13 protein-coding genes and 1 pseudogene are annotated in these 13,571 nt (G+C 65.0%); 7 read left to right on the top strand and 7 right to left on the bottom strand.

All coding sequences use genetic code 11. The features are described from left to right. Nucleotides 1-126 precede the first annotated feature (126 nt). The 4 genes from rfbB to rfbD are packed head-to-tail and all read left to right on the top strand — an operon-like array spanning nt 127 to nt 3,522. On the top strand, nt 127-1,170 hold the full coding sequence (gene rfbB / locus VM621_RS02730; protein ID WP_325467456.1) for a dTDP-glucose 4,6-dehydratase: 1,044 nt from the start codon (nt 127-129) through the stop codon (nt 1,168-1,170). Next, nucleotides 1,167-2,054, top strand: a complete 888-nt coding sequence (rfbA, locus tag VM621_RS02725) for a glucose-1-phosphate thymidylyltransferase RfbA (protein WP_325467455.1) — start codon at nt 1,167-1,169, stop codon at nt 2,052-2,054. The genes rfbB and rfbA overlap by 4 nt, the downstream gene beginning before the upstream one ends. After that, nucleotides 2,051-2,608 carry a dTDP-4-dehydrorhamnose 3,5-epimerase gene (rfbC, locus tag VM621_RS02720; protein WP_325467454.1) on the top strand — a complete coding sequence of 186 codons (558 nt, stop codon included), beginning with the start codon at nt 2,051-2,053 and terminating at the stop codon, nt 2,606-2,608. Before rfbA ends, rfbC begins: the two co-directional genes overlap by 4 nt. Beyond that, nucleotides 2,605-3,522, top strand: coding sequence for a dTDP-4-dehydrorhamnose reductase (rfbD, locus tag VM621_RS02715; protein WP_325467453.1), 918 nt, complete (start codon nt 2,605-2,607; stop codon nt 3,520-3,522). The genes rfbC and rfbD overlap by 4 nt, the downstream gene beginning before the upstream one ends. Here rfbD and VM621_RS02710 read toward each other — a convergent pair. The 6 genes and pseudogenes from VM621_RS02710 to VM621_RS02685 all read right to left on the bottom strand — a co-directional run. Then, nucleotides 3,510-3,980: pseudogene (locus VM621_RS02710) on the bottom strand (acyltransferase); the annotation flags it as partial. The gene rfbD and the pseudogene VM621_RS02710 overlap by 13 nt on opposite strands. A gap of 20 nt (nt 3,981-4,000) precedes the next feature. After that, nucleotides 4,001-5,830 (bottom strand): glutamine--fructose-6-phosphate transaminase (isomerizing), encoded by a 1,830-nt coding sequence (gene glmS / locus VM621_RS02705; RefSeq protein ID WP_325467452.1) that lies wholly within the window; start codon nt 5,828-5,830, stop codon nt 4,001-4,003. 15 nt (nt 5,831-5,845) lie between these two features. After that, complete coding sequence (locus VM621_RS02700; protein WP_325467451.1) at nt 5,846-7,216, bottom strand: pyridoxal-phosphate dependent enzyme; 1,371 nt, start codon at nt 7,214-7,216, stop codon at nt 5,846-5,848. Between the two features lie 186 nt (nt 7,217-7,402). After that, on the bottom strand, nt 7,403-7,630 hold the full coding sequence (locus VM621_RS02695; protein ID WP_325467450.1) for a YdcH family protein: 228 nt from the start codon (nt 7,628-7,630) through the stop codon (nt 7,403-7,405). A 293-nt stretch (nt 7,631-7,923) separates the two neighbouring features. Beyond that, on the bottom strand, nt 7,924-8,580 hold the full coding sequence (locus VM621_RS02690) for a DUF4398 domain-containing protein (protein WP_325467449.1): 657 nt from the start codon (nt 8,578-8,580) through the stop codon (nt 7,924-7,926). Beyond that, nucleotides 8,580-8,984 (bottom strand): DUF4398 domain-containing protein, encoded by a 405-nt coding sequence (locus tag VM621_RS02685; RefSeq protein ID WP_325467448.1) that lies wholly within the window; start codon nt 8,982-8,984, stop codon nt 8,580-8,582. The genes VM621_RS02690 and VM621_RS02685 overlap by 1 nt, the downstream gene beginning before the upstream one ends. 220 nt (nt 8,985-9,204) lie before the next feature. Between VM621_RS02685 and VM621_RS02680 the strand changes: the two genes are divergently transcribed. Continuing rightward, a complete protein-coding gene (locus VM621_RS02680) occupies nt 9,205-10,314 on the top strand; it encodes a PilT/PilU family type 4a pilus ATPase (RefSeq protein ID WP_325467447.1) in 1,110 nt (369 codons plus the stop codon). A 345-nt stretch (nt 10,315-10,659) separates the two neighbouring features. Here the strand turns inward: VM621_RS02680 and maiA are convergent, their stop codons facing one another. Then, nucleotides 10,660-11,307 carry a maleylacetoacetate isomerase gene (gene maiA / locus VM621_RS02675; RefSeq protein ID WP_325467446.1) on the bottom strand — a complete coding sequence of 216 codons (648 nt, stop codon included), beginning with the start codon at nt 11,305-11,307 and terminating at the stop codon, nt 10,660-10,662. 394 nt (nt 11,308-11,701) lie between these two features. On the opposite strand from maiA, the gene VM621_RS02670 reads away from it, so the two are divergent. Both VM621_RS02670 and VM621_RS02665 read left to right on the top strand, forming a co-directional pair. Next, on the top strand, nt 11,702-12,883 hold the full coding sequence (locus tag VM621_RS02670; protein WP_325467445.1) for a phosphoglycerate kinase: 1,182 nt from the start codon (nt 11,702-11,704) through the stop codon (nt 12,881-12,883). After that, nucleotides 12,883-13,533, top strand: a complete 651-nt coding sequence (locus VM621_RS02665; RefSeq protein ID WP_325467444.1) for an HAD hydrolase-like protein — start codon at nt 12,883-12,885, stop codon at nt 13,531-13,533. The genes VM621_RS02670 and VM621_RS02665 overlap by 1 nt, the downstream gene beginning before the upstream one ends. Nucleotides 13,534-13,571: the final 38 nt, after the last annotated feature.

Below are 13,571 nucleotides of genomic sequence, written 5' to 3'. Positions count from 1 at the left end.
CCTCTCGGCTGGGTAGTCTGAAGCGGTGTTCATCTAGGTCCGGTGTAGGCGACGGTCGGCGCCCGATCGCCCATAATCGGCGCCATCGCCTGGGAGACCTCACCCTGGGCCACATCAAGGTCGTTCATGTCCACACTTCTGGTCACCGGCGGCGCCGGCTTCATCGGCGGCAATTTCGTTCATCGGGCCGTGGCGGCCGGCCACCGCGTCGTCAACCTGGACAAGCTGACTTACGCCGGCAACCTGTCCACCCTGGCGCCTCTCCGTGGCCACCCGGGCCACCGGTTCGTCCACGGCGACATCGGCGACGCGCCGCTCGTCGCGTCCCTTCTGGCCGAGCACCTGCCGGACGCCGTGGTCAATTTCGCCGCGGAGTCGCATGTCGACCGTTCCATCGATGGGCCAGCCGCCTTCATCCAGACCAACGTCACCGCGACCCTGGCACTGCTGGAAGTAACCCGCGACCACTGGCGCGGCCTGACCGGCGCCCAGGCGCAGGACTTCCGCTTCCTGCACGTGTCTACGGATGAGGTCTACGGCTCGCTCGGCCCCGAGGGGCGCTTCACCGAGAGCACACCGTACGCACCGAACTCGCCGTACTCGGCCTCCAAGGCCGCGTCGGACCACCTCGTGCGGGCGTTCCACCACACGTACGGCCTGCCCGTACTGACGACCAACTGCTCTAACAACTACGGTCCGTACCAGTTCCCCGAGAAACTGATCCCCCTCGTCATCCAGAAAGCCCTGGCGGGCGAGGAGCTGCCTGTGTATGGCGATGGCCTCAACATCCGCGACTGGCTCTTCGTGGAAGACCACTGTGACGCCATTGCTGCGGTGCTCGAGAAGGGCACGCCGGGTGAGACCTACAACGTGGGCGGCGACAGCGAACAGACCAACCTCGACGTGGTGAAGACCATCTGCGCACTTCTGGACGAGCGCTTGCCGACGGGCGCCCCCCGCGCCTCGCTCATCCGCTTCGTTCGCGATCGCCCCGGCCACGACCGGCGCTACGCGATCGACGCAGGCAAGATCCAACGCGACCTCGGCTGGACCCCGCGCAACGATTTCGCCTCCGGTCTGGCACTCACCGTGGACTGGTATCTGGCCAATCAGGCATGGGTAACAGGCATTCTCGACGGCAGCTATCGGATGGAACGACTCGGACAATGAAGAATCGCAAGGGAATCATCCTCGCCGGCGGATCTGGAACCCGGCTGTACCCGATCACCCAGGGCGTCAGCAAGCAGCTTCTGCCGGTGTACGACAAACCGATGATCTACTACCCGCTGGGTACCCTCATGCTGGCTGGTATTCGCGAGATCCTCGTGATCAACACGCCGCACGAGCAGGCCATGTTTCAGCGCCTCCTCGGTGACGGTTCGCAGTGGGGCATCTCGATCCGCTACGCCGTGCAGCCCAGCCCGGATGGTCTCGCCCAGGCCTTCCTGATCGGCCGGGAGTTCCTCGACGGCGCCCCGAGCTGCCTGGTGCTGGGCGACAACATCTTTTACGGCGACGGCCTTACCGAGCGCATGCGACGGGCCGACGCGCGCGACGAAGGCGCCACGGTGTTCGGTTACTGGGTGCGCGACCCGCAGCGCTACGGCGTCGCCAGCCTGGGCGAGAACGGCAAAGTCCTCGACATCGAGGAAAAACCGGCGAGACCGAAGTCGAACTACGCGGTCACCGGCCTTTATTTCTACGACGAACATGCACCGACGTACGCGTCCGAGCTACGACCCTCGGTGCGTGGCGAACTGGAAATCACCGATCTCAACCGACGCTACCTCGGACAGGACCAACTTCACCTCGAGCAACTCGGCCGCGGCTACGCCTGGCTGGATACAGGCACGCACGAATCCCTGATGGAAGCCGGCAATTACATCCAGACCATCGAGAATCGCCAGGGCCTGAAGATCTGCTGCCCGGAGGAAATCGCCTTCGTCAACGGATGGATCGATCGCGAACAGCTGGGCCGCCTCGCCGAGCCCCTGTCCAAAGTCGGATACGGCCAGTATCTTCTCCGGCTCGCCGAACTGGATGGACAAGCGTGAAGTGCATTGCCACGGAACTCCCGGGTGTCGTCATCGTCGAACCAACGGTGCACGGCGACGAACGCGGGTTCTTCTATGAAAGCTTCAACCAGGCGCGCTTTGCAGCCAACGGTATCGACGCGAGCTTCGTGCAGAGCAACGTATCCCGTTCGCGGCGCGGTGTGTTGCGCGGGCTCCATTATCAGTGGCCGAATCCGCAGGGCAAACTGGTCAGCGTGCTCGATGGCGAGGTCTATGACGTCGCGGTAGACATCCGCCCGGACTCTCCCACGTTCGGCCAGTCCGTCGCGGTCATGCTTTCCGGCGACAACAAACGCCACCTTTGGATCGCTCCTGGGTACGCCCATGGATTCTGCGTGGTCTCCGACGAAGCCACCTTCGTCTACCAATGCACCACGCTTTATGACCCGGCCGCCGATGCGGCGGTGCGCTGGAACGATGCGCGCTTCGCCATCGACTGGCCGGTATCCGATCCCGAGCTCTCGGCAAAGGATCGCAAGGCGCCGTTCTTCGACGACGTGCCGCGCGATCGGCTTCCCGATTACCTGCCGTGAAGATCCTGCTACTCGGGGCCGACGGTCAGCTGGGTGGCTATCTGCACCGTACGCTGCCGACCCTCGGTGAGGTGCACGCTTCGTCGCGGTCCGCCGCAGACGATTCGCTACGCTGCGACCTCTCCAACCCTGCGGCGGTGCACTCCCTACTTGACCGCCTTCGCCCCGACCTGGTCGTGAACGCGGCTGCCTACACGGCCGTGGACCAGGCGGAGTCGGACGTGGATGCCGCGACACGGATCAACGCGGTCCTGCCGGGACTCATCGGCTCCGCGGTCGCGAACTGGGGCGGTGCGGTGATTCACTATTCCACCGACTACGTCTTCGACGGCACGGCGCATCACCCGTATACCGAAGACGATGCCACCGCGCCGCTAGGCGTCTATGGCCGCAGCAAGCTCGCCGGCGAGCAGGCTTTGGCGGCAACCGGGGTGGACCATCTCGTGCTGCGCACCGCCTGGGTGTACAGCCTTCGGGGACGCAATTTCCTCACGACCATGCTGCGGCTCGGCGCGGAGCGCGACACGCTAAGCGTCGTGGACGACCAGCACGGCACGCCAACCAGCGCCGGCTTCCTCGCCAGGGCAACCACGCATATCGCCGATACGTGGCTGAAGGAAAGGCCGCACGCGCGGCGACGCGGCGTCTTTCATCTGACGGCCGCGGGCGCTGCGACATGGCATGGGTTTGCGACGGCTATCTTCGACGAGGTCGCGGCAAGCGGACGCCTGCCGACGAAGCCATCGGTACGGCCCATCGCGACGGCCGATTACCCGACGCCGGCGAAGCGTCCGGCGTGGTCGGTGCTCGACACGACCAAGACCCTCGCTGCCTTCGGTGTCGTGCCACCGGACTGGCGCAGCGATCTGCGGAAGGTCCTGGCCGGCGATTACGACGCCGCGTCGTCGACGTAGCCGATCACCCTCGCGGGTGACCCTACAACGATCGCTCGTGCGGGCACATCTCGCGTCACCACGGCGCCCGCTCCGACCATCGCCCGCTCGCCGACCTCCAGCCCCGGCAGAATGGTCGCTCCGCCTCCGATCGATGCACCAGGGCGGACATGCGTCTGCGGGAAACGCCCCGGATGCTGCCGCGAGCGCGGCATCCGGTCGTTGGTAAAAGTCACATTCGGCCCGACAAATACATCGTCTTCAAGACGAACGCCGTCCCACAGCTGCACCCCGCTCTTCACGGTGACCCGGTCACCCACGACCACGTCGTTCTCGATGAAGCAGTGCGAGCAGATGTTGCAGTCCTCGCCGATGACCGCACCCGGGAGGATCACCACGAACTGCCAGACCCGCGTGCGGGCGCCGACGCTCGTCGACTGAACATCGGAAAGGGCGTGGATCGTTGCCTGGCTGGTCATGGGACGTCGCTCGCTAGCCGCTATTCCACCGTCACCGACTTGGCCAGGTTCCGCGGCTGATCCACATCCGTCCCCCGCTGCACGGCAACGTGATACGCCAGCAGTTGCAGCGGAATGGTAAACACCGCCGGCGCGATCAGGTCGCCGCCGCCGTCCACGCGAACCATGGCCACGTGTTCCGTGCCTTCGTCCATCTCTGCGCGCTCGTCCGCGAAGACGATCAACTCGCCGCCACGGGCGCGCACTTCCTGCAGATTGGACTTCAACTTGTCGAGCAGCGGACCGTTCGGCGCCACGGCCACGATGGGCATGTTCTCGTCGACCAGCGCCAGCGGGCCATGTTTGAGCTCGCCCGCCGGATACGCCTCGGCGTGGATATACGAGATTTCCTTGAGCTTGAGCGAGCCTTCCAGTGCCACGGGGAACTGCGCGCCGCGGCCGAGGAACAATGCATGCTGCTTATTGATGAAATGATCGGCGATCTTGATGATCTCCGGCTCGATCTTGAGCGCGTTCTCGATGTAGCGCGGCAACGACTGCAGTTCCTTGCAGTGCTCGAGGTACTTCGCACCATCCAGCCCACGACGACGACCGAGGTCCAGCGCCAGCAACGCGAACGCGGTGAGCTGGGTGGTGAACGCCTTGGTCGAGGCGACGCCGATTTCCGGACCCGCTCGCGTCATCAGACGCAGGTCGGACTCGCGAACCACCGACGACTCCGGCACGTTGCAGATGGCGAACGTGGCAAGGTACCCACGACGACGCGACTCACGCATGGCGGCCAGCGTGTCGGCGGTTTCGCCCGACTGCGACACGGCCACGAAGAGTGTGTTCTCCGGCACCACGACGTCGCGGTAGCGATACTCGCTGGCTACCTCGACGACGACCGGGATCCGCGCGAACTGCTCGATCCAGTACTTCGCCACCATGCCGGCGTGGTAGCTGGTACCGCAGGCGACGATATGAATCGCGCGCGTCTGCTCGAGGATCGGGTCGGCGTCGATACCGAAGATGTTCGGCAGGATGCCATGCGGGCCGATGCGGCCCTCCAGCGTATCGGCGACGGCACGCGGCTGCTCGAAGATTTCCTTCTGCATGTAGTGGCGATACTCGCCACGCTCCACCGAATCCGCGCTGATCTCGCTCTCGTGCGCGGTGCGGTCGACCCGCTGGCCATCGAGGCCGAACACCTCCACGGTTTCGCGCGTGATCTCGACGACGTCGTCTTCCTCGAGGTACATCATCCGATTGGTGACCTTGATGAGCGCCTGGGCATCCGAGCCGAGGAAGTGCTCGCCAATACCGATGCCGACCAGCAGCGGGCAGCCACGACGGGCGCCGACGATCCGCTCCGGCTCGTCCAGGCTCATCACGGCGATCGCATAGGCGCCTTCGAGTTCGCGCACGGCGGCCGTGACGGCCTCGCGCAGCGACTTGCCGGCCTGCACATGCTCGTCGATCACCGCACCCATGACCTCGGTATCCGTTTCCGAATGGAACACGCGGCCTTTCGCCCGCAGTTTGTCGCGGAGCGAGGCGTAGTTCTCGATGATGCCGTTGTGCACGATGGCGATGCGCCCTTGCACGTGCGGATGCGCGTTGACCTCGCTGGGCACGCCATGCGTCGCCCAGCGCGTGTGCGCGATACCCGTGCCGCCCGGCACCGGATCGGCATCGTAGAGGGCCTCCATCTCGCGGACCTTGCCCTTGGCGCGGACACGGCGGATTTCGCCGCCATCGGCGATGGCCATGCCCGCGGAGTCATAGCCACGGTACTCGAGGGCCTTCAGGCCAGCGATGAGGATGGGCGCGATATCACGCTGCGCGACGGCGGCGACGATTCCACACATGAGGCGTAATCCTTCTTAATTGACCTTGCGGCGCAGGTAATTGAGCAGATCGATACGGGTGATGAGCCCCAGGAACTGTTCGCCATCGACAACGATCGCCACGTGCCCTTTCTCGAACACGGACAAGAGTGCCTCGATCGGCTCGCGAACCTGGAGCATTTCCGGCGAAGCGATCATGGCCGTCGAGACGGGGTCGCGGAACCGGGTTTCATCGGAATGCACGTGCAGGAGCACATCGGATTCGTCGAGGATGCCGACGATGCGGTCACTCTCCATCACCGGCAGCTGCGAGACGTCGTACAGCTTCATTCGGTTGTAGGCGGTGACCAGCATGTCGTCCGGCTTGATCACGACCGTATCGCGCTGGGCGTACGGACGCAGGATCAGGTCGCGCAGATCGCCGAAGCGCTCCCGCTCGAGAAAGCCGTTGTCCAGCATCCAGTAGTCGTTGTACATCTTCGACAGGTACTTGTTGCCGGTGTCGCAGACCAGGGTGACCACGCGCTTGGGCTCGGTCTGTTCGCGGCAGTACTTCAGGGCGGCTGCCAGCAGGGTGCCGGTGGACGAACCGCCCAGGACGCCCTCCTTCGCCAGCAGCTCGCGCGCGGCCAGGAAGCTTTCCTTGTCGCTGATGGCGAAAGCCTTCTCGACCATCGAAAAGTCACTGATCGATGGCAGGAAATCTTCGCCGATCCCTTCGACCATCCAGCTGCCGGACTTCTCGGACAGGTTCCCCTCGTTGATGTACTCGGCGAGGATCGAGCCGACCGGATCGGCGAGGATGATGCGGGTGTTGGGCGAGTGCTCGCGCAGGTAGGCGGTCAGGCCGCTCATCGTGCCCGACGAGCCGCAGCCGACGACGATGGCGTCGACCTTTCCGTCCATCTGCTCGAGAATTTCCGGTCCGGTGGTTTGCTGGTGCGCCAACGGATTGTCCGGGTTGCCGAACTGGTTGATGAAATAGGCGCCTGGCGTCTCACGCGCGATGCGCTCGGCCATGTCCTGGTAGTACTCGGGATGACCCTTGGCCACGTCGGAGCGGGTAAGCACCACTTCGGCACCCATGGCCTTGAGGTTGAAGATCTTCTCGCGACTCATCTTGTCGGGAACGACCAGGACCAGGCGGTAGCCTTTCTGCTGCGCGACAAGGGCGAGGCCCAGGCCAGTATTGCCGGCCGTACCTTCCACGAGGGTGTCGCCCGGCTTGATCTTCCCGGCGCGCTCGGCGCCTTCGATCATCGACATGCCGATGCGGTCCTTTACCGAGCCACCCGGGTTGGCGCTTTCCAGCTTCAGGAAGAGCTCGCAACGGCCAGTATCCAGACGCTGGGCGCGCACCATGGGGGTGTGGCCGATCAGATCGAGGACGCTGTCATGAACGCTCATTGGAACTCCGTGTTTTCTCGGGCGCGGTCCCTGCGACCTCGCCCCTTTGGGCGCACATGATAAAGGCTGGCGCGCTGAACCGATGCCCGGCTTCTCGGCCGATCCAAAACGGTGTAGGCAAAGGACCATAAAAAAACGGGCACGTTCCCGTGCCCGTCTTCTTGAATGAGTGAACCCGGAGAGGGGTCAGTGTCGTGATTGCTGCCAGCTGTCCCACATTCGCTGGAGCTTCTCCTTGGCCTGCAGCTTTTCTTTCTTGAGGCCCGCCAGGCTTTGGTCGTCCATGGGCAGACAGCCGATATTGGCGTCATGCAGCTTGGTGTCGAGTTCTTGGTGGCGGTAAAAGAGACGACGGGTGTCGGCATCGGCGTGAATGAACTGCTCTACGTCGTCGCGCTGCTGGTTTTCGAACATAGCGAACTCCTCGCGTTGGGGAGGGCCGTCACGTGTTTTTCGCGTGACGGGAGTTCGAAGCTACTCCGCTCGGAGGGGTGTCGCAAGACCGATCTTTCTCAATCGGCAACCGAAAAAACGGTTGCAGGCGCAACGGTTTACCCGTCAAGTAAGCGCCGGACCCGCCGTCTGGCGGGGCCGGCACGGCCTGTGTGGGAGCCGATTCATCGGCGATTCGTGCAAGGCGGATCGTGCGTCTCATCCGCAAGCGTCCGATCGCCGCTGAAGCGGCTCCCACAGCGGGCCGGGGGCGTTTAGTTGCCGCCGCCTTTCTTCGACTTCTTCGGGGTGGGCGCCGGGTCGGCGGCACCGTCGGAGGAGCTGGCGTCACGCATGGCGCGTGCCGCCGCCTCGGCCAGCGCGGCCTGCTTCTTGGCGGCGTTGGCGACCTTGGCCTGGGCCGCGGCAACCTGACGCGCCTTGTCGCCCTCGGCCTTGGCCTGCTCCAGCGCCTGGGAGTACTCGACACCCTGCTGCTGCAGGCGGGCGGCCTCTTCCTGGATCATCTGGTTCTGGGCGCGCTGCTGTTCAAGCTGGCGACGGGCCATCTCGGCGTCGAGGCGGCTGGCCTCGAGCAGGATGGAGTCGTGCTCGCGGTCCAACTGGGCCGACTTGGTCTGGGCGTCCTGGAACTGGGCCATCGCCTTGGCGATATCCACCCGACGCTCGGCGATGTACAGGTAGTGCGCGTGCTCCTTGTCCTTGGGCTTGAACTGCGCCATCTGGTTGATCGCCTCGCGGGCCCGGGCCTGCTCGGCCTGGGCGTAGCCGCCGAGGACCGGGTCCGCCGAGAGCTGGTCCAGGCTGGAGTTCAGCCGGCGGATGTCGAGGTCGTCGGTGGCGGCCATGGCCGCCCCTGCCGAAAAAACGGCAAGGACCAGGGCGGAAAGGAGGATGGTCGAGCGCTTCATCACTGGCCTCCCTGATGGTCATTCAGCGGCTGGGTCTGGCCGCCGACGGGCGGCGGCGTGGTGTTGGTCGGTTCCGGCAGGACGCTTTCCGTCTCCTGCACGTTGGTCGGAATCGGCACCGTGTCATTCGCATGGTTGTCGATCATCTCGACGCGCATGCGCGAGTTTTCCTGGCTCTTGGTCTGGTTCTGGGCGCGGGCGGCACCCAGCCGGGCCTTGGCCCGGGCCAGTTCGCTATCCGCACGGGACTCGTCCGCCAGCACGGCGGCCTCGTCGTACTTGCGGCTCGCCATGGCGGTTTGCGCCTGGCGGAACTTACCCTGCGCGTAGTCGAGGTCGACCGGCGCATAATCGGCTGCACCAGCGTCGCGCGCCGCCTGTAGCTGGGCAAGTGCCTGGTTCATGGCACCATCCGGCGGCGGAGCGCTGGCACAGCCAGCGAGAGTAGCGATCGCCAGGGCCAATGAGGCCAGGGCGAGGAGCCGGCGGCCCTTGGAAAGGGCTTTCGACGGCAAGATGTGCACCATCACTCGTTATCCTCTTACAGGTTTGCGAGATATTGTCGATATAAGAAGGTCTAGGGAGACCTCGTCTCGATTGTAATGCGAACGCCCGGGGGTTTAGGTGGATATCGGTTATTTCCTGAAGCTAATGGTGGACAAGGGTGCGTCGGACATGTTCCTGACGACCGGAGCCCCCGTGAACATCAAGGTGGAAGGCAAGCTCTACCCGTTAGGTAACACGGGCCTGCCTAGCGGCATGGTGAAGAAAATCGCCTATTCGCTGATGGACGAAGGCCAGGTGCCCCAGTTCGAACGCGACCTCGAGCTCAACATGGCCCTGGCCGTGAAAGAGGCGGGGCGCTTCCGTATCAACGTGTTCAAGCAGCGCGGCGAGATCGGCATGGTCATCCGTGCCATCAAGAGCGAGATCCCCTCGCTCGAGGAACTCCGCCTGCCCACGATCTTCCGCGACCTGATCATGGAGCCGCGCGGGCTGATCCTCTGCGTGGGCGCCACCGGCTCCGGCAAGTCGACCACGCTGGCGGCCATGCTGGACCACCGCAACAACAACAGCTCGGGCCATATCCTCACCATCGAGGACCCGATCGAGTACCTGCACCGCCACAAACGCTCGATCATCAACCAGCGCGAAGTGGGCCTGGACACGCACAGCTACCACGAGGCGTTGAAGAACGCCATGCGTGAGGCGCCGGACGTGATCATGATCGGCGAAATCCGCGACACGGAGACCATGGAGGCAGCCATCGCCTTCTCGGAAACCGGCCACCTCTGCCTGGCCACCCTGCATTCCAACAATGCGGACCAGACCCTCGAGCGCATCCTGAACTTCTTCCAGGAATCGGCGCACAAGAACGTGCTGATGAACCTGGCCCTGAACCTGCGCGCGGTGATCTCCCAGCGCCTGGTGATCGGCAAGGACGGCCGTCGCATGCCGGCGACCGAGGTGCTCCTGAACACCCCGCTGATCCGCGACATGATCCGCCGCGGCCAGATCCACGAGGTGAAGGACGCCATGGACCGCAGCCTGCAGGAAGGCATGCAGACCTTCGACCAGTCGCTGTACCGGCTGTACAAGGACGGCCACATCACGCTCGAGGAAACCCTGAACAAGGCCGACTCGCGCGATGGCCTTGCCCTGAAGATCCGCCTGTCCGAGGGCTCGACGAGCAACGAGTTCGCGTCGAGCGACCCGTACGGGATCGGGGTCTGACGCCTCCGATCGGGGCCGGGCTGCCCTTTGGTGGCAGCCGCTTCATTTGTGGCAGCCGCCTCATTTGTTTGTGGGAGCCGCTTCATTTGTAGGAGCCGCCTCATTTGTGGGAGCCGCTTCATTTGTGGGAGCCGCTTCATTTGTGGGAGCCGCTTCAGCGGCGATGGGTGCTTGCCGCACCCTGGCCCGCTGCCGCGGGATCGCCGCTGAAGCGGCTCCCACAACACCGTGCTGCCACAGCACCGTGCTCCCACAGCACTGTGCTCCTGCTCCCACAGCACCGTGCTCCCGCGACACGGTGGCCCACGCCGCGATCTGCCCTATCGAGCCGGGCGACCGCCTTGCTTACTGGGCGTCCGGTTGCGCCTCGGGCGCGGCTTTCTGGAAAGCCTCCAGCGCCTGGCATGCCTCGACGACCCGACGGATGATCGGGTACGGGGCCAGATCCACCCCCCAACGCACCGCGTTGTAGAACTGCGGCACCAGGCAGCAATCGGCCAGGGTCGGCGTCTCGCCGTAGCTGAAGCGTCCGGACGATCCCCGCGCCAGCAAGGCCTCGATCCCGTCGAAGCCCTGTTTGATCCAACGCCGTGACCACCTCTCCTTGACCGCCTGGTCCGCCCCGAACTCCGCCTCGATCGCCCTCAGCACCCGCAGGTTGCCCAGCGGATGGATATCCGTGCCCACGGCCTGCATCAGCTCGCGAACGCGTGCCCTGCCCAGCGCATCGGCTGGCATGAGGGGAACCTCCGGCCGGGTCTCGTCGAGGTATTCCAGGATGGCCATGGACTGGCGGATGGTCCGGTCGCCGTCCAGCAGGGTCGGCAACTGGGCCTGGGGGGAGATCTCACGGTAAGCCGGCTTCAGATGCTCTCCGCCTTCGTTCACCAGGTGCACCGGGCGGGCTTCGTAAGGCAGGCCCTTCAGATTCAGGGCGATGCGGACACGGTAGGCGGCGCTGGAGCGCCAGTAGGTGTAGAGGACGAGGGACATGGGGCTTCCTTGAAGGGACGGCTGGATTCTAGCCGGAGGGTCTGGCGATGCCATGGCGCGCTGCCGCGCGATCGCCGATGAATCGGCTCCCACCTTCGCCGCTGAAGCGGCTCCCACCTTCGCCGCTGAAGCGGCTCCCACAACACACCTGCCCTGCATGCGGCTGATGCTCCCGGCTTCCACATGACACCTGCCCTGGGCTGATGCTCCCGGCTTCCACCTGACACCTGCCCTGGGGTTGATGCTCCCGGCTCCCACCTGACACTTGCCCTGCGGTTGATGCTCCCGGCTTGGTGTGGGAGCCGATTCATCGGCAATGCCCCGCCGCGATTTGCCTGCTACAGGGCCAGAGACCGACAATGGCCGTTTCTCCGAACCGAAGCTGGAGTCCAACGTGTCCGTCATCCGCATGCAAGACCTCGACCTGCGCGGCAAGCGCGTGCTGATCCGCGAGGACCTCAACGTCCCCGTGGAAAACGGAAAGATCACCTCCACCCAGCGCCTGGATGCCTCGTTGCCGACCATCGTCGCCGCACGCGACGCCGGGGCGAAGGTCATGGTCATCTCCCACCTGGGTCGCCCGAAAGAAGGCCAGTTCGACGAAGCCTCCTCGCTGAAGCCGGTCGCCGAGTGGCTGGGCAAGAAGCTCGGCAAGGACGTCCGCCTGGTGCGCGACTACCTGGACGGTGTCGACGTCGCCGAGGGTGAGGTGGTCGTGCTCGAGAACTGCCGCATGAACGTCGGTGAGGGCAAGGACGACGAAGCACTCTCGAAGAAGTACGCCGCGCTGTGCGACGTGTTCGTCATGGATGCTTTCGGCACCGCGCATCGCGCCCAGGCCTCCACCCATGGCGTGATCCGCTTCGCGCCGGTCGCCGCGGCCGGCCCGCTGCTGGCGAAGGAGCTCGACGCGCTGGGCAAGGCCCTGGAGAACCCGGACAAACCGCTGCTCGCCATCGTCGCCGGCTCCAAGGTATCGACCAAGCTCGAGCTGCTGAAGAACCTCGTCGGCCGCGTGGATCAGCTGATCGTCGGTGGCGGCATCGCCAATACCTTCATCCTGGCCGAGGGCCACAAGGTGGGCAAATCGCTGGTCGAAGCCGACCTGCTCGATACGGCAAAGGACATCATCGCCGCCGCCAAGGCGCGCGGCGCCGACGTGCCCGTGCCGACCGATGTCGTCGTCGCCACCGAGTTCGCCGCCACGGCGAAGGCCACGGTCAAGAGCGTCGGCGATGTCGCCGACGACGAGATGATCCTCGACATCGGCCCGGACACGGCCAAGCGTTACGCCGAGCTGATCGCCAAGGCCGGCACGGTGGTCTGGAACGGTCCTGTCGGCGTGTTCGAGTTCGACGCCTTCGGCAAGGGTACGGAAACGCTGGCGCGCGCCATCGCCGCCTCGAAGGCGTTCTCGATCGCCGGTGGCGGCGACACGCTGGCCGCGGTCGACAAGTACGGCATCGAAGACGGCGTTTCCTATATCTCCACCGGCGGCGGCGCGTTCCTCGAATTCCTCGAAGGCAAGGAACTGCCGGCGGTCGCGGCGCTCAAGGCCCGCGCGGAGACGAAGTAATGCTCTTCCTCTTCGATCTCGACGGCACCCTCATCGATTCCGAGATCGGCATCTTCGCGGGCGTTCGCCATTCCCTGGCGAGCGTCGGTGCCGAAGCGCCGGACGATGCCGCCTTGCGCGCCTGGGTCGGTCCGCCGCTGCGCGTGAGCTATGCCGCCATCCTCGGTGACGATAGCGAACGCATCGAGGCTGCCGTCGCCGCGTACGGCGAACGCTTCCGCGACGTGGGCTGGTCGGAACACACCGTCTACGACGGTATTGCCGAATTGATCGCCTCACTGTCGGCAGCCGGCCATCGCCTGGCCGTCGTCACCAGCAAGCCACTCCCGCACGCCGGCCCGATCATCGCCCACCTGCCCTTCGGGCATTATTTCGAACGCGTGTACGCCCCCGACCTGTCGACGGCGCACAGCGAGAAAGCCACGATGATCGCGGCCGCCCTGGCCGACTTCGATCATCCGGCCGACGACACCATCATGGTGGGCGACCGCCTCTATGACATGGAAGGCGCGGTCGCCAATGGCGTACGCGGCATCGGCGTGTCGTGGGGCTTCGGCGATCGCGAGGAGCTGGAAGGCGCCGGTGCGTGGAAGGTCGTCGATACGCCTGCCGATATCGCCACCGTCACCGCAGCGGTCATGACCGATTAACCCGGTCGACGGTAGAAGGTTCGTTCCACACAACTCAG

It is taken from the genome of Luteibacter sp., from assembly GCF_035539195.1.
Taxonomy (GTDB): Bacteria; Pseudomonadota; Gammaproteobacteria; order Xanthomonadales; family Rhodanobacteraceae; genus Luteibacter.
Note: the sequence above shows the minus strand (reverse complement) of the source record. Positions and strands in the feature narration are given on the sequence as shown.